The sequence below is a fragment of the Ruegeria sp. J8 genome, from assembly GCF_056531925.1.
Window position 1 is genome coordinate 221,567 of record NZ_JBQFMR010000001.1, and the last position, 20,010, is coordinate 241,576.

Genomic DNA, 20,010 nt, shown 5'->3' on the forward strand with positions numbered 1-20,010 from the left:
TTCGCAGAGCATGTTTGCACGGGTGGATAGACCACCCCGCGCGCAAAGACCAGTCTGCAAACGTCCCGAACCGGTCAGAACGCGGCGTTTAACTCAGGACATTTCGGCCAGACGCGCGACGTAACGAGCCAGCGTGTCGATCTCAAGGTTCACCTTGTCTCCGACCGCAACATCGCCCCAGGTTGTCACCTCTTTGGTATGAGGGATGAAGTTGATGCCAAAGTCACATCCGTCCACGTCATTGACGGTCAAAGACGTCCCGTTCAGCGCAACAGATCCTTTCGGCGCGATGAACCGCGCCAAGTCCTTGGGAGCGCGCAGGGTGACGCGGGTGCTGTCGCCTTCGTCCTGCATGGCCACAATTTCGGCCACGCCATCCACATGGCCCGATACGATATGCCCGCCGAGTTCATCGCCAACTTTCAAGGCGCGTTCAAGGTTGACGCGTTTCCCGAGTTTCCAGCCATCCAGATTGGTCTTCGACACGGTCTCGGCGCTGATCTGGACATCGTACCAGTCATCGCCCAGCGCGATCACAGTCAAGCACACGCCGTCACTGGCAATGGATGCGCCGATATCAATCCCAGCGGTGTCATAGCCCGTCTGAATGCGCGCCCGCAAATCGCCCTGCTGATCTAACTCGGTAATGGTTCCGATATCTGTGACGATCCCAGTGAACATTTTCTTTACCCTTGGTTTGCTAACCTATGACCCGTTGTCCCTGTCGAGGTAAGCGTAACCGCCATGGCGGGCAAGCCCTGCCTTGCCGGGAATGATGGAAACGGGCATAAATTTAGCCATAACACCACACGAGCAGTCCTCATGCCACCAATCACCACAGACGCGGATCAACGCGTCTTTCTGTTCCTGCAAGGACCGCACGGCCCGTTCTTCAACGCGCTGGGGCGGATTTTGCGCAAAACAGGGGCGACGGTGTGGCGCGTGGGGTTCAACGCTGGCGACCGAGCCTTTTGGTTCGACCGGGGCAGCTATATCCCATTTCGCGGCAGGCCTGAAGATTGGCCGGACAAATTCACCCGACTGATAACGGATCTCGGCGTCACAGATCTGGTGCTTTATGGCGACACGCGACCGATCCACGCGCAGGCTGCTGAAATCGCACAAGAAAACGGGCTGACAGTGCATGTGTTCGAAGAAGGGTATCTTCGCCCCTGGTGGGTGACGTACGAAAGGGCGGGCTCGAACGGGAACTCGCGGCTTATGTCCATGGATATCACGCAGATGCAGGATGCGTTGGAACAGACTGACACTCAGACATCGCCTCCGCTTTCCCATTGGGGCGACATGCGTGAGCATATTTTCTATGGTGCGCTCTATCATTGGTTCGTCCTGTTTCTGAACCAACGCTACCGTAATTTCCGCCGTCACCGGGAATTACCCGTCTCACGGGAGTTTCTGCTTTATTTTAAACGCTTCATGCTGATGCCCTTCCACAGGCTACAACGCTTTTGGGCCACCCAGCGCGTGCGCCGGACAGGGCAGCCCTACCATCTGGCGTTGCTGCAACTTGGGCATGACAGCTCAGTACAGGCGCATTCGGATTTCAACGGAATGAGCGAGTTTCTGGAACATGTCATTCGCGGTTTTGCCGAAGGTGCGCTCCGGCATCACCAACTGGTGGTCAAGGAACATCCTCTGGAAAATCATCGGGAGCCTTTGCGACAACGCACACGCGATCTGGCCCGCTCTTATGGGGTTGCCGACAGGGTGCACTATGTCCCCGGCGGCAAATTGGCCCGTCTGTTGGATGAGGCCAGCTCGGCCGTGACGATCAACTCGACAGCAGGACAGCAGGTGCTTTGGCGCGGCATACCGCTGCGCATTTTTGGACGGTCGGTCTATGACAAGGCGGAATTCGTCTCGCAACAACCGCTTGAGGCGTTTTTTGCCAATCCCACCCGGCCCGATCTGGACGCCTACCGGAGCTATCGCCGGTTTTTGCTGAAGACCAGCCAAATTCCGGGTGGTTTCTACTCGGTGCGAGGGCGTCGACAGCTGCTACGCCGTGCGGCTGATTTGATGCTGAACCAATATGATCCCTACCAAACCCTGCTGAACGAGACCGAGAGGCCACAGTTGAAAATCGTGCAAGGACTCGAACGGGTTGAGACTGGAAGTCGTGCGGCGAACCGGTTAGCCTGACACAAACAAAAAAGACTGAGGATATTCGGCAGTGCAGTGCTTTCCCATCCGCTGGGTACGGGGGGTCTCCCTTGTGGCCGCTTTCGGTCTGCTGGCGGCGTGCCAGCTTCCCAAATCTGGTCCTAATAAATCCGAAATATTAGCGGGCTCCACCGCGAATGGAGGCAACGCTTTTGTCGTCGAGGTGGATGACCGCGTCACCAAGGAAACATCGGCCATCCCACAATTCGGGTTCTCAGCAGCCTTTCGCAGCGCGCCAAATCTGACGGCAGACACGGTGCGCCCCGGCGATGTTCTCGGTCTGTCGATTTGGGAAAACGTCGACAACGGCCTTTTGTCGGTTCAGGCGGGCGCGGCCACATCCCTGAACGAAGTGCAGGTCGATAGCGAGGGCTTCATCTTTGTCCCATATGCCGGGCGGGTCCGCGCAGCGGGCAACACCCCGGAACAATTGCGCATCGTCATCACCGACAAGCTGCGCGAGCAAACCCCTGATCCGCAAGTCGAAGTACGCCGCGCTGCGGGGGATGGGTCAACCGTATCTTTGGTTGGCGGAGTGGCGTCTCCGGGCATTTACCCGATCGAACGCCCGACCCGAACGCTCAGTGGGATGCTGTCGCGGGCTGGTGGTGTTTCGGTCGGTTCCGATATCGCTCTGGTCACACTGATACGCGGCGATCAGCGGGGGACGGTCTGGTACAACGACTTGTTCAGTGATCCCAAACTGGACGTCGCGCTACGCGCCGGAGATCGCATCTTGATCGAGGCGGACACCCGCTCTTACGTGGCGCTTGGCGCCACCGGCGGGCAATCGCGGGTAGCCTTTGACAGTCAGGACCTTTCCGCCCTAGAGGCTTTGGCCCAGGTTGGCGGCTTACAATCTCTGTCCTCAGACCCAACCGGTATTTTCGTGCTGCGCAAGGAACGCGAAGAAATCGCACGTGCGGTCATGGGGCAGCCTGATCTGCAAGGGGATCAGCGCATGATCTACCTATTGAACCTCACCGCACCCAACGGGCTGTTCATCGCGCGCGATTTCGTCATCCGCGATGATGACACGATCTATGTCACCGAAGCCCCCTACTCACAGTGGAGCAAGTCCATCTCGCTGATCGCGGGCGGCCTGACACCGCTGGCAAATGTCACAACGCTGACAGGCGGCTGATGTATTCCGGCACAACAGCCGGGGACAGTCGGACCCGACTGCTTGTCTACAACGGCGGGTTTCTGACCCAACGCCGCATCCGCCGAATCCTGACGCTTGCAGGTTACGACATCCGCCTCGGCCTGCCGAAAGACGGCGACTTGGTGGGTGTCTGGGGCGACAGCCCCACCGCGCATCGTGGCCGATGGGTGGCAGAAAGGTATGACGCACCCATCCTGCATGTCGAAGATGCCTTTCTGCGCTCTCTTCATCCCGGTCGAAGCGGAGAAGTCCCTATGGGTCTGTTGCTGGACCGGTCGGGCCTGCATTTCGACCCGTCGCTACCCTCTGAGCTTGAGACACTTCTGGCCACACACCCGCTGGACGACACCGCCCTTCTGAACCGCGCCCGTAGCGGGATCGAGCGTTTGCGTGACGGACATCTTGGCAAATACTCGGCCTATCACCCGAACATCGAACCACCTGAACCCGGATATGTTTTGGTCGTTGATCAGGCACGCGATGACGCCTCGGTCAAGGCCAGTGGCGGGGATCTGGCGCGCTTTCGCGAAATGCTGGTGATGGCGCAAGAGGAGAACCCCTGCGCCCGCGTCCTGATCAAAACGCATCCCGAAACCATCCAAGGCCACCGCCCCGGCTATTACTCGGACCATGATGAGAAAGACCGGGTCACACTGTTCAGCGATCCGATCAGTCCCTGGACCCTGCTGGAAGGCGCCGTTGGCGTTTACACGCTGTCGTCGCAATTCGGGTTCGAGGCCATTTTGGCCGGGCACAAACCGCGTGTCTTTGGCCTGCCATTCTATGCCGGTTGGGGATTGACGCAGGACGAGCCCTACCTGCCCCGTCGCCAGCGCAACTTGACACGACCGCAGCTATTCGCGGCGGCGATGATCTTGTACCCGACATGGTACGACCCATTCCGAGATCAGCTCTGTCAGTTGGAAACCGTTCTGGACACGCTCGAAGCGCAGACCCGCGCATGGCGGCAGGATCACAGAGGGTGGACCGCCTCGGGGATGCGTTTGTGGAAACGTAAACACATCCAACAGATGTTCGGGCGCGAGAAAAAAGTCAGGTTCACCCCGGATATTCCGACGGCGGGCGAACAACCACATATGGTCTGGGCCAATCAAGCCGAGGCGACGGATCACGTTGTGCGTGTCGAGGATGGATTTCTGCGGTCTCGGGGGCTGGGGGCCCGGCTAGTGCCCCCTCTGTCGCTGGCGACGGATGATCTGGGAATCTACTATGATCCAACCCGTCCCAGCCAATTGGAAAACCTGATCGCCCGGCGCGAAACCCTGCGCCCGGATCAGGAGCTGCGCGCCGAGGGGCTGGTGGCGCAGATCATCTCGGGCCAGATCAGCAAATACAACACAGGCGACACCGCCCCCGCCCTGCCCGATGGGCACCGCATTTTGATTCCAGGTCAGGTCGAGGATGACGCATCGATCCAGCTGGGGGCAAGCGATGTCCGCACCAATGCAGATTTGCTACGCGCTGTGCGCGCCGCCAACCCGGACGCAGTGCTGATCTACAAACCCCATCCTGATGTCGAGGCTGGCCTGCGCAGTGGCAATATCGACGCCCGCGATCTGGTGGACGTCGTCGTCTCGGATACCGATCCGGCCTCATTGTTGGCGCAGGTGCACGAGGTCTGGACCATGACCTCGTTGCTTGGGTTCGAAGCGCTGATGCGTGGGATACCCGTGACCACTCTGGGCGCGCCATTCTATGCAGGTTGGGGATTAACGACCGACCTGGGTTCAGTTCCCGCGCGGCGCGGCGCGCGCCCGTCAATGCTGGGGCTGGTCCATGCCGCATTGATAGACTACCCGCGCTATCTTGATCCTGTGACCGGCCTACCCTGCCCCGTCGAAGTTGCGGTTCAACGTCTGTCCGAGGGATATCAAAACGACCGGCCTGGATTACGGGCACTGTCGAAACTACAAGGGCTCTTTGCGACCTACGCGCATCTCTGGCGGCGCTAGCGCAGGGATCTTTCCCAGCGGTGCAGGATATCCGGCCCGATGGCACGGGTTTCCATCAAAGAAAACCGGGGCGCGGCCTCCAGCGTTTCAAGTCCCAGCGCCCCAATCGCGGGCAGCCCCTCGGCCCCGATGGTCAACCCGGCGCTGAAACCGATCAGCTCATCCACGAGATCCTGCGCGAGCAAAGACGCAGCCAAAGCCGAGCCGCCCTCACAAAAGACACGGGTCAAACCGGCCTGCCCAAGTTGCTGCACCAAATCCAAGGGATCAATTTGATGATCGTGCAAGGCACAAGGGATCAAACGCGCGCCCAACCCCTCCCACGCTTTTGCCCGCTCGAGGTCGGGGGATGGTCCGTGACAGAGCCAGACCGGGATGTCCTTGGCCGTTCTGGCCAGTTGCCCCAATAAGGGAAGGTCCAAATGGCGCGAGACCACCACGCGAACCGGTTGCGCCTGGACCCCCAAATCACGCACCGTCAGTGAGGGGTCATCCGCCCGTGCGGTCCCAGCGCCCACCATCACCGCATCGTGGCGGGCGCGCATTGCGTGGACGGCTCGGCGCGCCGTGGGACCGGTAATCCACTGGCTGTGCCCGGACGACGTGGCAATACGGCCGTCAAAACTGCTGGCCAGCTTGAGCGTTACAAACGGGCGACCCTGCTCGTTCTTCAGGAAAAAGCCCGCGTGATCCCGCTCGGCCTGATCCAAGAGGACACCGGTCGTGACTTCGATCCCCGCGTCGCGCAACATCGCAAAGCCCTGCCCTGCCACGCGCGGATCACTGTCTTCGATGGGTGAAACCACGCGCGAAACACCCGCAGCAATCAGCGCCTGCGCGCAGGGAGGTGTCTTGCCATGATGCGCACATGGTTCCAGCGAGACATAGGCCGTCGCACCGCGAGCCGCGTCACCAGCCTGTTTCAGTGCCTCGGTTTCAGCATGCGGGCGACCGCCGGGCTGCGTCCAACCGCGCCCGACAATCCGACCGTCCCGCACAAGGACACAGCCCACAGACGGGTTAGGCCAGCACAACCCCTGTCCGCGCTGCCCCAAAGACAGGGCCAGCGCCATATATCGCTTATCTGAGTCGCTCACTCGTCCGTCGAAGGCTGCGGCGGGCGCAGTTCGTGGACGAATTCCTCGAAATCATCGGCCGCCTGGAAATTCTTGTATACGCTTGCAAAGCGTACATAGGCGACGGTGTCGATCCGTGCCAGAGCTTCCATGACAATCTCACCGATTTTGTTCGAGGGGATATCCGTCTCGCCCATGCTTTCCAGCCGCCGAACGATGCCCGAGATCATCTGGTCGATACGCTCGGGGTCAATGGGCCGTTTCTGCATCGAAATACGGATCGACCGTTCCAGCTTGTCGCGGTCGAAATCTTCGCGCTTGCCGTTTGTCTTGATCACGACCAGATCGCGCAACTGGACCCGTTCATAGGTGGTAAACCGCCCGCCACATGCCGGGCAAAAGCGACGTCTGCGGATCGCAACGTGATCCTCAGCCGGGCGTGAATCTTTCACCTGTGTGTCAATATTTCCGCAAAACGGGCAGCGCATCCGCCGTCTCCTCGTCCCTATATCCGCCTCTTTTGTAAGCGCTGTGGCTTACTTATCCACAACTATAGGGCAGCCGCTAGGGTTTGGGTAGTCGGAAAATTTTACCGCAATATCCTGATTCTAAGCAAAATGCGCCGCGACCTTGCGGGTATGCGGCTGGGAGCGATGTTCAAAAACGTAGATCCCTTGCCACGTTCCCAAAACCGGGCGACCGTTCGCCACCGGGACAGTCAGCGACACAGGTAACAAGGCTGCCTTGATATGCGCAGGCATATCGTCTGGGCCCTCATAAGTGTGCCGCAAGTAAGACATCGATGGATGGTTCGAGGGCGGCACCAGCCGTTGAAAAAAAGCATTCATGTCCGTCTGCACCTCGGGGTCTGCGTTCTCCTGTATCACCAGAGAACACGACGTATGGCGCACGAACAGGGTCAAAAGCCCGTCTGCTTGGACCGAGTTGAGCCAGTTACACACGTCGCGGGTGAATTCATACAAACCCGGTCCGCGCGTCGAAATAATAAACTCGGTCTGCAAGACGGCGCTAGACTCCGTTAGTCGTCAAAGATTTGGCGACGGTAGCACAGCGAATTGGCACTTTGAACCGATCTGCTTTGACCGGCGACAAACCCGACAGACACAGTCTTGGTCGGGGTGCTGACACCCGCTGGCGGATTGATCGAGAATTGGACCGCCGTACGACGACCGGTCGCTTCGCTGGGACCATAGCCGCGCACAACATAGATCGGCTGTTTCCAACCCGCACCCAATGTTCTGCGCGCGTAATCCGCAGCGGCGCACCAATATCCGTCCACATCAGTTCGACCGCGCGGGATCACTTCGTAAACGTTGCTGTTGACGGACGCGATTTGGTACCCAAGTCGTGCAAATCCCGTCGCTGAGACCGGCGTACTCAGCACCACTGCCGCCAAAGCGGCATATGTCATAACCTGTTTCATAATCATACTCTTTCCTGTTACGAGGTAAGACTGGAAATAGTATACGCTGCTTGCAGTCAAAGGCGGTTCACGATCAATTCAGCCTCAGTCGGGACTCGCGTGATCCGGCGTTAGCCATCCGTGATATCGGATGAGCAGTCCCAATACGGGCAATCTGGCCGAAACGTCAAAACGGAACCGACCCACCGCGTCCTGCCATTCGACGGTCGAGGATTTGGGCACCAAAACGCCCGGACATGGGACCCCGAAAACAGACAAGCCCTGAATTTTCAATTTCAGTTCTGCGCCGTTCCATATCGGTTTTAGCCAAAATGTCAGTACGCCCGCCTTTTCACAGACCAACATGGTCTTTGGATCAAACCGAATTGACGATTGCATCAGATGCCCGGCAAAATCTCGCGTCCAAAACCACGTCTCATTGTCCTGTCGGGTCACGATGCGGATCGCAATGTCGCTAGCCGCGGGTGGGAACCTACCCAGCCATAGCGCTGATCTTACGACCCAACTTGTTCCGGCTTCGACCGAACAACGCCCTGAAAACTTGCCAGGATGTTCGTGCAGAGCGCGAAGCGCGTCAGGCAAATCGGAATGCGTTGGCAGGGCTTGCCAGAACGGGTCCAATCAGAACCCTCCGGGCAGAAAACGCGTGTGGATTGCCGCGTCTGGTATCAGGCAGCTAGGCCTTTGCCCGAATAGCCTGTAGCGATTGCGCGCGACTGCAAAATAGACCGGGTCTTTCATAATTCTTGGCAAAAAGCGGCACAGCCCAAGAACCGGCCACAAACCTGGCAAAGCCCGCATAGCTGCAGCAAAAGCATCCAGACGTTGGAACACCTGGCCATCAACAATGACCAGATTGGTCTCAAAATCCTCGGTTGGCAGGCCAAGACTGATATACATCTGCTGCCCCAGCGGCGACTGCGCCGTGACGAATTTGAACCGAGCCAGCCTATCGTGTCTTAGCATGAACTGAAAAAAACCAGCACACAGGACACATTCGCCGTCGAAAACGATTACGTCCTGGTCTTTCGTCACGCTGGTCAGATCAAAATGCTGCATGTCGCCCTTTTCACGCCAGTTTTGCGCTGGTTGCGTGAATGGAGCAATGCGACACAATTGGACACGGGTGTGCCGGGGAGCCACTGACAATCCGTTTTGTGTCCGGACTGGGCTCGACCTCATCCCCGAGAAGGTTCTAACCCGGCAACGAGGCTCAGATAATGCCTTAGTAGAAAATGCGCTTGTGACTTTGCGCCAAGCTTTTTCGACAACCGGACAATGGTCGTTGCAGCATAGATGCAAAATCTGGGCAAACAGGCTATGATGAACCTATGGACGTCGACATCGCCCGCATTCAGACATTGACCCGAACGCTTGATCAGAAAGCGGCGGACAATTCTGTCGCCAACAAATTGCTTGAGAAATGTGGGCTCAGCCGGCCCGAGGTCGAAGCGCTAAACAGCGGGATCAGCGCAAAAACCGAAGCTCTGTTCACCAGGTATGCCTGTGATGCCCTAGGCGATCCGACGTTTGCCGCGCAAGCGGGGCTGGCCTTCAAATCATCCTCGAGCCTGACGGCCTATGTCAGCAAATACTCTCGCGATCTGAAGCAGGTACTGGAAAACGCGGCCCGCTATCATGGCCTTATTGATCCCGCCCTGCGCTTCAGTCTGCGCGTGGCCGGGAACTTTGCCACGATCGAGGCCGAGTGGAAGGACGCCAGCTATGCCCGTTTTCATCGCCGGACCGAGTTTCTGATGTTCGCCGGTCTTTCACGTATGCGCGACCTTACCCAGATTGATTTTTACCCGATAGAAATGTGTTTTCAGCACGAAGTTGGGGAAAACAAGGCGCAGTATCAGAAGCTTGCAGGATTTCCCGTCTCTTTCGGAACCGAGAGGCTCGAGATCATTCTGGCCCTATCAACGCTAGATTTACCTGTCCCGACATATGACCCCAAATTGCGTCAGCATCTGTTGGAGTATGGGGATCGCGTCATGGCCGACAGACGCCAACCCAAACAGAAATTGCGCGCGCAGGTCGAAGGGCTGATCACCAGATCCCTTCCTGGTGCAATCCTGCAAGCCGAGGAAGCCGCCGCCAATTTGGGTCTTAGCACCCGTACCTTTGCGCGTCGATTAAAGGATGAAGGAACCAGCTATCGCGAGATCGTCGATGACCTCAGATGCGATCTAGCGCAGACCTTCATCACCAACGGAATGAACTTGACCGAGATTGCCTATTCGCTTGGCTATGCCGATCAACCCGCCTTCTCCACCGCTTTCAAGCGCTGGACCGGGCAAGCCCCAAGCACGTTCCGCAGCAGATTGGATCCTCCACCCCAAGGGTGAGACCGGGGGTCATCGGCGCAGATGCCTCGCCCCGGTCCGTCCCATGAGTGGACAACAGTGAGGTAAGTGCCGCTGCTGCTCAGAACTTGTGAAATCCTGCCAAAGCGTTTTCTGGAACGGTCATCTGAATGAAAAAAGGCGCCTTGGTTGAGGCGCCTTTTGTTTATTGGTCTAGGAAGGATCGCAGTTTTCGTGACCTGCTGGGGTGTTTCAACTTCCGCAACGCCTTCGCCTCGATCTGGCGGATACGTTCGCGGGTCACGCTGAACTGCTGGCCAACCTCTTCCAGCGTATGGTCGGTGTTCATACCGATGCCAAAGCGCATCCGCAGCACCCGCTCCTCACGCGGAGTGAGAGAGGCCAGAACCCGTGTGGTGGTCTCTTTAAGGTTTTCCTGAATGGCGCTGTCCAGAGGCAACACTGCATTCTTGTCCTCGATGAAATCGCCCAGTTGGCTGTCTTCCTCGTCGCCGATCGGTGTTTCCAGAGAGATCGGCTCTTTGGCGATTTTCATCACCTTGCGAACCTTCTCTAGCGGCATTTGAAGCTTTTCGGCCAGTTCTTCCGGCGTCGGCTCGCGACCGATTTCATGCAGCATCTGGCGACCGGTCCGAACCAGCTTGTTGATCGTCTCGATCATATGAACCGGAATACGAATGGTGCGCGCCTGATCCGCGATAGACCGCGTGATCGCCTGACGAATCCACCAGGTCGCATAGGTCGAGAATTTGTAGCCGCGGCGGTATTCGAACTTGTCCACCGCCTTCATCAGGCCGATGTTCCCTTCCTGGATCAGATCAAGGAATTGCAGGCCACGGTTGGTGTATTTCTTGGCGATCGAAATCACCAGACGCAGGTTGGCCTCGACCATTTCCTTCTTGGCCTGCCGCGCCTCTTTCTCACCCTTCTGAACCTGCTGCACGATGCGGCGGAATTCGGGGATGTCCAAACCGACATACTGACCGACCTGAGCCATATCGTTGCGAAGTTCTTCGACCTTCGCGGTCGAGCGTTCAATGAACATCTGCCAGCCCCGACCCGGCTTTTCCGCCATATCCGACAGCCAGTTGGGGTCCAGCTCGCGCCCGCGATAGGCGTCGATAAACTCACGGCGGTTGATCCGTGCCTGATCCGCCAGCTTCACCATCGAACTGTCCAGCGACATCACGCGGCGGTTGATACCGTAAAGCTGGTCGATCAGCGCTTCGATCCGGTTGTTATGCAGGTGCAGCCCATTCACCAACTCAACAATCTCGGCGCGCAACTTTTGGTATGTTGCTTCGTCCTGTTCGCTGAAGGTGCCGTCTTCATTCAGTGTGGCTGAAATTCGGCTATCCTGCATTTCCGACAGCATCGAGAAGTCGGTCGAGATGCGTTCCAGCGTGGTCAGAACCTGATCCTTCAGCGCGGCTTCCATCGCGGCCAGTGACATGTTGGCCTGATCATCGTCGTCATCATCGTCGTCGTTGTTCAGCGGGTTGCCGTCGGCGTCCAGCTCGGGGCCGGTATCCTCTTTCGCGGGCTTGGCGGCCTGCACGTTCGAGGTGTCAACCACTGGTTCCTCGACGTCGCCGTCTTCGTCCATCTGGTTGCCAAAAGTGGCCTCCAAATCGATGACGTCGCGCAGCAGAATGTCTTCGGACAGCAATTCGTCGTGCCAGATGGTGATCGCCTGGAACGTCAGCGGGCTTTCGCACAGGCCTGCGATCATCGTGTTCCGCCCGGCCTCAATCCGTTTGGCGATGGCAATCTCGCCCTCGCGGCTCAGCAGTTCGACGCTGCCCATCTCGCGCAGATACATGCGCACAGGGTCGTCGGTGCGGTCCAGCTTTTCGGTCGCCGCCCCGGCCAAAGCAACCTCGCGGTTGCTTTCGGTCGTGGTTAGTTCGGTCGAGCCTTTGTTTTCTTCTTCCTCGGCCTCTTCATCTTCGATGATGTTGATGCCCATCTCGGACAGCATCGACATCACGTCTTCGATCTGCTCCGAGCTGACCTGATCCGGCGGCAAAACCTGATTGAGCTGGTCGTAGGTGATGTAACCTTTCTCGCGGGCCTCGGCGATCATCTTCTTGACCTGGGCCTGGCTCATATCCAGCGAGATTTCCTGTTCCTGCTCGTCGGATTTGCGGTCTTCGTTGGTATCCTTGGCGGCCATTCAATGCTCCTGCAGGGATGGGTGATTCGTTTGAACCGAATCATTAGCGCGTAGAAGTGATTCGGCCACCCGTTTACCCGTTTTTCTTTTCCAGTGCCTTACGAAAACACCACTTTACCGGCGTTTCCGCTCGAAATTGATCCCGGACATGATTGCCTCAAACTTGTCTTTCTCGTCGCGGTTGATTCGCGCGCCATTGTCGGCCACGTCGAATATCGCCCTGTCCTCATTCTGGCTGCGGCTTGTGCGGTTACGCTCTTCGGCGGCCTGGGCCAGCCGGTATGTCAGCGCCTCATCGGCCAGATCAGACAGTTCCTCCTCGGCTTCGGCAATCTCTGCGTCCAACCCCCTGAGAGCTTTGATCTTTGCGAGCTCCTCGGCCAGCGTCATTTCGGCCTTTTCGACATCGCCCGGTTTATACACACAAGGGATCACTGCGACATGGCGAAGGGCCAGCAGGTTTTCAAGGGCTTCGGGCCCCAAAGTTTCAGCAATGTGGTCTTTCAGATTCTCGGGGTCATCAATCGCATGGCGCAGGATGGCGTGGCGCAGAGCGGCGTGGTCGGGGTCACGGCACTCCATCTCTTCCAACTGGATTTCGAACTGCACAACCACCTGCGGGTTCAGCGCTGCAATGGCCAGAATCGCCGCTTCGCGCAGTTGGATTTCCGAACCTTCGGACGAGGCCAGGAAGGACGCGCGTGCTCCTGGTGTCGCCGTCGGCTGAGGCTGCCACTTGCCACGCGGTTGCCATTGGCGGTTCTGCTGTTGGCGCTGCGGGCGGAATAACTGCCAGCGCAGGTCCTTGATTTCCTGCCCGTAGTGCGACCGGATCGAGGGGTCGCGGATAAGCTTGATCTTCTCGCGCAGTGCCTTGTCCAGCGCCGCTTTGCGCTCGGGACTGTCGAACACCTTGCCCTCGGTCTCGCGCTGCCACAGCAGCTTGACCATGGGAATTGCGCCTTCCAGCACGGCTTGCACGGCCCCCGGCCCTTCGGCGCGCAGCAGGTCGTCGGGGTCCTTGCCCTCGGGCATCAGGGCAAACCGCAGAGATTTCCCTGCCTCAAGCAGCGGCAGGGCCAGATCAACCGCGCGCATCGCGGCGCGCAAGCCCGCCGTGTCACCATCCAATGCAATGACCGGCTCATCGGATATGCGCCAGAGCAGTTGCAGTTGATGTTCGGTAATCGCGGTGCCCAGCGGAGCAACCGACGCGCCAAACCCGGCCTCGGCCAGCGCGATCACATCCATATAGCCTTCGGCCACGATCAGAGGTCGCCCCTTCCCCGCCGCTTGCCGCGCGGGCCCGTGGTTGTAGAGGCTGCGCCCCTTGTCGAACAATTCGGTCTCGGGCGAATTCAGGTATTTGGCATTGTCATTGGGGTCCATCGCCCTACCGCCGAAGGCAATACACCGCCCACGCGGGTCACGGATCGGGTACATGATCCGGTTTCGGAAGGTATCATAAGGCTTTTTGCCTTTGTTCGACGGTTTCGCCAGACCCGCCCCCAGGATCAGATCCTCGGCCACATTCTTGCTGGTCAGATGATCCCAAAGGGCCTGCCATCCATCGGGGGCGAAGCCAATCTCCCATCGATCCAGCGCCTGCGCGTCCAACCCCCGGCGGGTCAGGTAATCGCGAGCCGCACTCCCGGCCCCGGTCTTGATCTGCAGACGGAAGAACTGCACCGCCTGCTCCATCACCTCGGCCAGTTGCGCGCGGCGGTCCTGCTTTTCCTGCGCCTTGGGTTCGCGCTGCGGCATCGGCATCCCGGCCTCGCGGGCCAGAATCTCGACCGCTTCGATGAACGAGACATTCTCGGTCTCTTTCACGAAACTGATCGCATCCCCTTTGGCGTGGCACCCAAAGCAGTAGTAAAACCCCTTTTGATCATCCACATGGAACGACGCCGTCTTTTCATGGTGAAACGGGCACGGCGCCCACATATCACCCTTGCCTTGATTGGATTTGCGCTGGTCCCACATGACCTTTCGCCCCACGACCTGAGACAGGCTGAGGCGCGCACGCAGTTCATCCAGAAATCCGGGGGGCAATGACATGTGCTAAACCTGCCAGAAATGAAAACGCACGCCAAGGGGATGGCGCGCGGTTGTCCACAGGGAAATGGCGGGCCTGTGGATTATTGCTGCAAGCACAGCTCCAGCCAGGCGGCACCAAGGTCTTTCTTGCGCACGTCGCGCATCTTTTGCTCATAGACCCAAGGCGTGATCAGCGGGATAGCCGCATTGTAATTTTCTGGCCAAGTGGGCCCTGCATCGGCGACAGCCTGCGGCACGTCGCGTTCCTTCACCCGGTCCAGCCGCGCCTGCTGAATGGCGGCCACGACGTCGGCTTGAAACTTGCAGCTTTGTTCCTTGGTTTCCTGAGCGGCCAGAGGGGTAGCCAGTACAAGGGCCGCAACGGCGATACGCAACATGTAGGTCTCCGGGATTCGTTTCTGTTCCGGCAGTCTATCCCCGGCAAACCCGTCCCGCCATCGCCGTTTTGCACCTCGCGCCTTCGTGTTGCACAGGGGCGACCCAAGGCCGCCCCTGCGCTGACATCACAGCCCTTTAGCGCGATAGCTCTTCGAGACCCGGTCGATCGCCACGATATACGCAGCTGTGCGCAGGTCTTCGACATCATCGCGGCTATGCCAAACCTCACGCATGGATTGATACGCAATCCGCATCGTGTCATCGAGGCCCGAGCGCACTAGCTCAAGCTCATCCGCACCTTTCAGGTACTTGGCCTTGAAGTCCGGTGACATCGACCAGGCATCGCCCAGATACCGGTCCAGACGCTCCAGTTCGCTGACGATCAGTTCGTGCCGCGCCTCTTCCTGCCGGCGCTGCATCCGGCCAAAGCGGATATGGCTGAGGTTCTTGACCCACTCGAAATACGAGACCGTCACACCACCTGCGTTGGCATACATATCCGGGATGATCACGGTGCCCTTTTTACGCAGAATCTCGTCCGCGCCCGCCGTCACAGGGCCGTTGGCCGCCTCGATGATCAGCGGAGCCTTGATGCGATCAGCGTTTTCCAGGTTGATCACGCCTTCCAGCGCCGCCGGGATGAGGATATCGCATTCTTGTTCCAGCACTGCCGAGCCTTCGGCGGAATGGGTCGCGTCCGGGTAACCCTTGACGCCGCCATGTTTGACGATCCACTGCCGAACGGATTCAACGTCGATCCCATCAGGGTTATATAGCGCGCCATCCCACTCTATGATGCCGGTGACAATCGCTCCGTCCTCTTCGCTCAGGAATTTAGCCGCGTGATAGCCCACGTTACCCAATCCCTGAATGATCACCCGCTTGCCGTCCAACTTCCCTGACAGGCCCGCCTTCTGGATATCTTCCGGGTGGCGGAAGAACTCGCGCAGCGCGTATTGCACACCGCGCCCCGTTGCCTCGACCCGCCCGGCGATACCACCTGCGTTCAGCGGCTTGCCAGTTACACAAGCGCGCGCGTTGATATCGGTGGTGTTCATCCGCGCATATTGGTCGGCCATCCAGGCCATCTCCCGCTCACCTGTACCCATGTCGGGGGCCGGAACGTTCTGAGACGGGTTGATTAGGTCCCGCTTGGCCAATTCATAGGCGAAGCGCCGAGTGATCTGCTCAAGCTCATGCTCTTCATACTTGCGCGGGTCGATGCATAGCCCGCCTTTCGAGCCGCCAAACGGCGTTTCTACCAAGGCACATTTATAAGTCATCAGCGCAGCCAGCGCCTCGACCTCGTCCTGATTTACGGCCAGCGCATAGCGGATACCGCCTTTCACGGGTTCCATATGCTCGGAATGAACCGATCTGTATCCGGTGAAGGTGTGTATGTCGCCACGTAGGCGCACACCGAAACGAACAGTGTAGGTGGCATTGCAGACACGTATCTTTTCTTCAAGTCCGGGGGGCAAATCCATCAGGGACGCCGCCCTGTTGAACATCAAATCAACACTCTCACGAAAACTTGGTTCATTAATGGCCGTCATCTATACCTCCGTGCCAACGAACGACTGGCGTTCTGACGTTTTGTCGCACCCCTTACTTAAACGATCAATATTTAAGCAGAAATAAAAGTCGAAATTTTCTGCACATCTTGTTGAACCCCCGCTGAGTCGCGAGGGATCTTCAGCGCCAACGCGATTGTCGCCAGCGGGAAAACAGAGCGACACGTGTTCGATAAATTATCCTCCATTTGCCCCCAAAAGGGCCTAAAGGGGGGCCGTTTCGCCCAATTCCCGCCACGTTTCACCAGTAATTTCCATGCGTTAACTTTTTCCTAGCAGCTTGGGATGTCTGCTCAACGAGGTCTGCATAATGATTGAACACGCACGTCGCGGCGGCAAAACGTTTTTTGGTCGACAAATTCCTTTAGCTCGTCATTTCGCGCAGCGAGAAGACGGTGCATTCACCATTTTCGTGCTGCTGGGTTTCCTTGTCATTTTGGCAACGACCGGTATGGGCGTTGACCTGATGAACTTTGAGCGAGATCGCGCGAACCTTCAGTCCACGTTGGACCGCGCCGTTCTGGCAGCCGCGGATCTTGATCAGCAACTGCCTCCGAAAGCGGTCGTGGTATCTTATCTGGAAAAGGCCGGGCTTGGAGATAAGCTGGTCGGAGAACCCGTTGTCGAGGAAGGCTTGGGGTCTCGTCGAGTTTCTGCCAGGGCGCAGACCGTCGTTCCCACACATTTCATGCGGTTTTCGGGCGTCAAGCAACTCACGGCCGTTGCGGCAAGTACTGCCGAGGAATCTATCGGCGCTGTCGAGATCTCTCTGGTTCTGGATATGTCCGGGTCCATGAACGAAGATTCAGCCGAACCGAACAAGACCAAGATCGAAGTTCTCAGGAATGCGGCAAAGGAATTTGTCACGCTGATGCTGCAAAAGCAGGAAGGCAGCGAGATTTCGATGTCAATCATCCCCTATGCCACTCAGGTGAACGCGGGTGCTGACATTTTGGACAAGTTCACCAATGTCTCAAGCGAGCACAGCTTTTCGCATTGCGTTAACTTCACTTCGACTCAGTTCCAGCAAGCAGCCCTTGACCCGGCAACGGCGTTGGAACGCACCGGACATTTCGACGTTTTCACGAACTCGGAAAACCCGATCAGTGCCCCTGTTTGCCCGGTCCGCGCCGGGAGCGAGATTACGCCTGTCACGGACGACATTACCGTATTGCACAACCGAATTGATGCTCTGACGGCGACCGGGAACACCTCGATCGACGTCGGCATGAAATGGGGTACGGCATTGCTGGACCCTGCCTTCCAGGATGTCGTCAGCGATCTGTCGACTGACGGCAACGTCCCGGCAAAATTCAGCAACCGCCCGCTGGGATACGAAGAAGATGTTCTGAAAATTGTGATTGTTATGACCGACGGCCAGAACACCTCGCAATTCCGTTTACGCTCGGACTTGCGCAGTGGCAACTCGAACGTCTGGTACAACCCCAACTACGTTCATTTCAACGGCCAACGAGGTGAATACAGCACCCGCGTTTCCAGCAACCCGCCCACTTATTTCTGGACACGTCAAGGCGTTTTCCGCGATCACCCTTTTGGTGACAACGAACCAGGTCGGGCCACTCGCCTGACATACCCCCAACTGTTTAATCAAGCTTCCCTGTTCTGGAACGCGGTCAACAACTACCGCTGGCAGAACAACCACCGCACCAACTGGTACAACAACGCCTTCCGCTCGACAGGGGCGTCCAGCAAGAATACGCGCACAACCAATATCTGCTCCGCGGCCAAGAACAAGGGCACGATTATCTACGGTATCGCTTTTGAAGCCCCCGCGGCGGGTCTGACTACGATCAAGAATTGCGCAAGTTCCGACAGCCATGTCTATGAAGTCGACGAGTTTGATGATCCCGAAGGTATCTCTTTGGAAGAGGCATTCGCCTCGATCGCATCGTCGATCAAAAAGTTGAGGTTGACTCAATGACACATCGAGCATTCAAAAAACTACGGCTTTTTAGAAAGTCTGAAAACGGATCGATCACACTCGAATTCGCACTCCTGTTCCCTGCCTTCATCTTCTTCATCCTGAGCGCGACGGAGTATTCGCTGGTCACGCTCCAGCAGGCGATGTTGGAACGCGCTGTAGACCAAACCGTTAGGGACGTTCGTCTGGGCACTGGCACTGAGCCGACACATGACTCCATCAAGGATTCCATCTGCGGACGGACTTTGGTTATCAAGAACTGCCAAGACAACATGCGTCTTGAGATGATCGTGCAGAGCGCGTTCACCGGGGTTGTCTTGCCGGAAACGGCTGACTGCACTGACAACTCAGAAGAAGCCAGACCTGTGCGCGAGTTTACACCGGGCCTGTCAAACGAGCTGATGATTTTGCGGGCCTGCGCCAAAGTGGACCCTGTATTCCCCACTTCGTTGATGGGCCGCGCTTTGTCTGACGACAGGGGCCAGATCGCTCTTACCGCCACCACAGCATTTGTTCAGGAGCCTTGATAGTCCCATGTCCCTGCTTGCAAAAGTTCGAAACCTATTAAACCGCAAAGCCCGTGACGAACGCGGTGCCCTGTCGGTCGAGGCTGTTCTGGTCTTTCCGATGCTGTTCTGGACGGTCACCGGCACCTACACGTTTTTCGACGGTTTCCGGCAAAGCGCCGCCAACCTTCGGGCCGCCTATACCGTTGGAGATCTGATCTCGAGGGAAACGTCAGAGGTTACGGATACATACGTAGACTCCATGCAGGAATTGATGGAGCGTATGGTCGACAATGGTACGCCACTACGTGTTCGTATTTCGCTGGTCAGGTATGATGAAGGCGATGCACGACATTATGTTGACTGGTCTGCCATTCGCGGCTTCTGCGATCAATTGGACAATGACAACATCACCAGCATTAGCGGCTCTTTGCCGCCGATGCCGGATCAGGACACACTTATCATCGTTGAAACCTCAAATGACTTCGATCCGGCCTTTGGTGGCGCCGCAGTCATCGGGGATTGGGTAAGCGACGATTCAACCTTCGAAAATTTTGTATTCACTCGTCCGCGTTTTACGAACGCTATTGCGCAGAACCTTGGCCCTCAGCCGGTCTGTTCATAAGCAAGATAGAAAGCGCCTCAGACATGAATTTGGTTTCGGCGGCGGATGTCATGCCGCCGATGCCAACCCGACGGCCTAGACGCCACCAAAGTCCCGGTGCCCAGGCGTTCGCCTGACCCTCCTTCGTGCGAACCAAAAAGCCGTTTGAGGGCTTGAACGCAAAGACCCCGCGATCCACGGCCTCGATACTGTCGACATAAGCGATAACGCGCCCTGACCCTGTACGCATCTCGGTTTTGGTCAACTCGATCCAGTCGGCAGTTGCAGTCCACATACGGTGCGCCAGCCAGAATGCCGCGATCCCAACCAAGACCAGAAACACCTGCCAGGCCGGCTCTGGCGGGGTTGCCGCTGCCACATAGAGAACCAGCGCCCCAACCACAGCCAACATGCCAACGCCAAGCCAACGTCTTGGTGTTGAAGCCCTTACAGTGGCCAGTACCTCTTGCTGCATCGTCATATCCCCGCGTTCGTTTGACCGGATGTAGCCGCTTTCGCTGACGAAGGACAGAGGGCGGTGCATTGCATTTTTGCGCACAGGTCCCGTGCCTGACTGCAAATTGACGAACCTTACCC

19 protein-coding genes are annotated in these 20,010 nt (G+C 57.8%); 7 read left to right on the plus strand and 12 right to left on the minus strand.

Translation table 11 applies throughout. The features are described from left to right. Positions 1–93 precede the first annotated feature (93 nt). The gene (locus tag ACR0L1_RS01095) at positions 94–681 is read right to left on the minus strand and encodes a riboflavin synthase (protein WP_170769349.1); all 588 of its coding nucleotides are present in this window, start codon (positions 679–681) and stop codon (positions 94–96) included. A 141-nt stretch (positions 682–822) separates the two neighbouring features. Here ACR0L1_RS01095 and ACR0L1_RS01100 point away from each other — a divergent pair, with 141 nt between their 5' ends. The 3 genes from ACR0L1_RS01100 to ACR0L1_RS01110 are packed head-to-tail and all read left to right on the plus strand — an operon-like array spanning position 823 to position 5,322. Next, on the plus strand, positions 823–2,163 hold the full coding sequence (locus ACR0L1_RS01100) for a capsule biosynthesis protein (protein WP_480856711.1): 1,341 nt from the start codon (positions 823–825) through the stop codon (positions 2,161–2,163). A 31-nt stretch (positions 2,164–2,194) separates the two neighbouring features. Further along, a complete protein-coding gene (locus ACR0L1_RS01105; RefSeq protein ID WP_170769347.1) occupies positions 2,195–3,328 on the plus strand; it encodes a polysaccharide biosynthesis/export family protein in 1,134 nt (377 codons plus the stop codon). Continuing rightward, complete coding sequence (locus ACR0L1_RS01110; RefSeq protein WP_480856713.1) at positions 3,328–5,322, plus strand: capsular polysaccharide biosynthesis protein; 1,995 nt, start codon at positions 3,328–3,330, stop codon at positions 5,320–5,322. Before ACR0L1_RS01105 ends, ACR0L1_RS01110 begins: the two co-directional genes overlap by 1 nt. Here ACR0L1_RS01110 and ribD read toward each other — a convergent pair. The 6 genes from ribD to ACR0L1_RS01140 form a co-directional block, all read right to left on the minus strand. Further along, positions 5,319–6,419, minus strand: coding sequence for a bifunctional diaminohydroxyphosphoribosylaminopyrimidine deaminase/5-amino-6-(5-phosphoribosylamino)uracil reductase RibD (ribD, locus tag ACR0L1_RS01115; protein WP_480856715.1), 1,101 nt, complete (start codon positions 6,417–6,419; stop codon positions 5,319–5,321). The two genes, ACR0L1_RS01110 and ribD, sit on opposite strands and share 4 nt — an antisense overlap. After that, complete coding sequence (nrdR, locus tag ACR0L1_RS01120) at positions 6,416–6,886, minus strand: transcriptional regulator NrdR (RefSeq protein ID WP_008756450.1); 471 nt, start codon at positions 6,884–6,886, stop codon at positions 6,416–6,418. Before nrdR ends, ribD begins: the two co-directional genes overlap by 4 nt. Before the next feature lie 120 nt (positions 6,887–7,006). Next, entirely contained in the window at positions 7,007–7,420 is a 414-nt protein-coding gene (locus ACR0L1_RS01125) for a secondary thiamine-phosphate synthase enzyme YjbQ (RefSeq protein ID WP_170788424.1), read from the minus strand. A gap of 17 nt (positions 7,421–7,437) precedes the next feature. After that, a complete protein-coding gene (locus tag ACR0L1_RS01130) occupies positions 7,438–7,842 on the minus strand; it encodes a hypothetical protein (protein WP_170788423.1) in 405 nt (134 codons plus the stop codon). Positions 7,843–7,926: 84 nt separating this feature from the next. Then, complete coding sequence (locus ACR0L1_RS01135) at positions 7,927–8,463, minus strand: DUF4166 domain-containing protein (protein ID WP_480856718.1); 537 nt, start codon at positions 8,461–8,463, stop codon at positions 7,927–7,929. Continuing rightward, positions 8,464–8,901 carry a thiol-disulfide oxidoreductase DCC family protein gene (locus ACR0L1_RS01140; protein WP_170769343.1) on the minus strand — a complete coding sequence of 146 codons (438 nt, stop codon included), beginning with the start codon at positions 8,899–8,901 and terminating at the stop codon, positions 8,464–8,466. A gap of 272 nt (positions 8,902–9,173) precedes the next feature. Between ACR0L1_RS01140 and ACR0L1_RS01145 the strand changes: the two genes are divergently transcribed. Then, positions 9,174–10,193, plus strand: coding sequence for a helix-turn-helix domain-containing protein (locus tag ACR0L1_RS01145; RefSeq protein ID WP_170769342.1), 1,020 nt, complete (start codon positions 9,174–9,176; stop codon positions 10,191–10,193). Positions 10,194–10,356: 163 nt separating this feature from the next. Here the strand turns inward: ACR0L1_RS01145 and rpoD are convergent, their stop codons facing one another. The 4 genes from rpoD to ACR0L1_RS01165 all read right to left on the minus strand — a co-directional run bounded on the left by rpoD (position 10,357) and on the right by ACR0L1_RS01165 (position 16,343). After that, positions 10,357–12,348, minus strand: coding sequence for an RNA polymerase sigma factor RpoD (gene rpoD, locus ACR0L1_RS01150; protein WP_170769341.1), 1,992 nt, complete (start codon positions 12,346–12,348; stop codon positions 10,357–10,359). 114 nt (positions 12,349–12,462) lie between these two features. Further along, the gene (dnaG, locus tag ACR0L1_RS01155; RefSeq protein ID WP_480856721.1) at positions 12,463–14,409 is read right to left on the minus strand and encodes a DNA primase; all 1,947 of its coding nucleotides are present in this window, start codon (positions 14,407–14,409) and stop codon (positions 12,463–12,465) included. A gap of 80 nt (positions 14,410–14,489) precedes the next feature. Next, positions 14,490–14,786 (minus strand): hypothetical protein, encoded by a 297-nt coding sequence (locus ACR0L1_RS01160; protein WP_170769339.1) that lies wholly within the window; start codon positions 14,784–14,786, stop codon positions 14,490–14,492. A gap of 126 nt (positions 14,787–14,912) precedes the next feature. Then, positions 14,913–16,343, minus strand: a complete 1,431-nt coding sequence (locus tag ACR0L1_RS01165; protein ID WP_170788419.1) for a Glu/Leu/Phe/Val family dehydrogenase — start codon at positions 16,341–16,343, stop codon at positions 14,913–14,915. Between the two features lie 328 nt (positions 16,344–16,671). Between ACR0L1_RS01165 and ACR0L1_RS01170 the strand changes: the two genes are divergently transcribed. From ACR0L1_RS01170 to ACR0L1_RS01180, 3 genes are read left to right on the plus strand one after another with little or no spacing between them, the layout of a single operon-like run. Continuing rightward, positions 16,672–18,303, plus strand: coding sequence for a pilus assembly protein TadG-related protein (locus ACR0L1_RS01170; RefSeq protein ID WP_480856723.1), 1,632 nt, complete (start codon positions 16,672–16,674; stop codon positions 18,301–18,303). After that, on the plus strand, positions 18,300–18,830 hold the full coding sequence (locus tag ACR0L1_RS01175) for a TadE/TadG family type IV pilus assembly protein (protein ID WP_170788417.1): 531 nt from the start codon (positions 18,300–18,302) through the stop codon (positions 18,828–18,830). The genes ACR0L1_RS01170 and ACR0L1_RS01175 overlap by 4 nt, the downstream gene beginning before the upstream one ends. Positions 18,831–18,837: 7 nt before the next feature. Continuing rightward, positions 18,838–19,434, plus strand: coding sequence for a TadE/TadG family type IV pilus assembly protein (locus ACR0L1_RS01180; RefSeq protein WP_170788416.1), 597 nt, complete (start codon positions 18,838–18,840; stop codon positions 19,432–19,434). On the opposite strand, the gene ACR0L1_RS01185 is transcribed toward ACR0L1_RS01180, so the two are convergent. Next, on the minus strand, positions 19,394–19,957 hold the full coding sequence (locus ACR0L1_RS01185; RefSeq protein ID WP_331252068.1) for a hypothetical protein: 564 nt from the start codon (positions 19,955–19,957) through the stop codon (positions 19,394–19,396). The two genes, ACR0L1_RS01180 and ACR0L1_RS01185, sit on opposite strands and share 41 nt — an antisense overlap. Positions 19,958–20,010: the final 53 nt, after the last annotated feature.

Excerpts from the sequence above, each read along its gene's own strand:
- ACR0L1_RS01095 (WP_170769349.1), bottom strand. The coding sequence starts at position 681 with ATGTTCACTGGGATCGTCACAGATATCGGAACCATTACCGAGTTAGAT.
- ACR0L1_RS01100 (WP_480856711.1), top strand. The coding sequence starts at position 823 with ATGCCACCAATCACCACAGACGCGGATCAACGCGTCTTTCTGTTCCTG.
- ACR0L1_RS01110 (WP_480856713.1), top strand. The coding sequence starts at position 3,328 with ATGTATTCCGGCACAACAGCCGGGGACAGTCGGACCCGACTGCTTGTC.
- nrdR (WP_008756450.1), bottom strand. The coding sequence starts at position 6,886 with ATGCGCTGCCCGTTTTGCGGAAATATTGACACACAGGTGAAAGATTCA.
- ACR0L1_RS01130 (WP_170788423.1), bottom strand. The coding sequence starts at position 7,842 with ATGAAACAGGTTATGACATATGCCGCTTTGGCGGCAGTGGTGCTGAGT.
- ACR0L1_RS01140 (WP_170769343.1), bottom strand. The coding sequence starts at position 8,901 with ATGCAGCATTTTGATCTGACCAGCGTGACGAAAGACCAGGACGTAATC.
- ACR0L1_RS01145 (WP_170769342.1), top strand. The coding sequence starts at position 9,174 with ATGGACGTCGACATCGCCCGCATTCAGACATTGACCCGAACGCTTGAT.
- rpoD (WP_170769341.1), bottom strand. The coding sequence starts at position 12,348 with ATGGCCGCCAAGGATACCAACGAAGACCGCAAATCCGACGAGCAGGAA.
- dnaG (WP_480856721.1), bottom strand. The coding sequence starts at position 14,409 with ATGTCATTGCCCCCCGGATTTCTGGATGAACTGCGTGCGCGCCTCAGC.
- ACR0L1_RS01160 (WP_170769339.1), bottom strand. The coding sequence starts at position 14,786 with ATGTTGCGTATCGCCGTTGCGGCCCTTGTACTGGCTACCCCTCTGGCC.
- ACR0L1_RS01165 (WP_170788419.1), bottom strand. The coding sequence starts at position 16,343 with ATGACGGCCATTAATGAACCAAGTTTTCGTGAGAGTGTTGATTTGATG.
- ACR0L1_RS01170 (WP_480856723.1), top strand. The coding sequence starts at position 16,672 with ATGATTGAACACGCACGTCGCGGCGGCAAAACGTTTTTTGGTCGACAA.
- ACR0L1_RS01175 (WP_170788417.1), top strand. The coding sequence starts at position 18,300 with ATGACACATCGAGCATTCAAAAAACTACGGCTTTTTAGAAAGTCTGAA.
- ACR0L1_RS01180 (WP_170788416.1), top strand. The coding sequence starts at position 18,838 with ATGTCCCTGCTTGCAAAAGTTCGAAACCTATTAAACCGCAAAGCCCGT.
- ACR0L1_RS01185 (WP_331252068.1), bottom strand. The coding sequence starts at position 19,957 with ATGCACCGCCCTCTGTCCTTCGTCAGCGAAAGCGGCTACATCCGGTCA.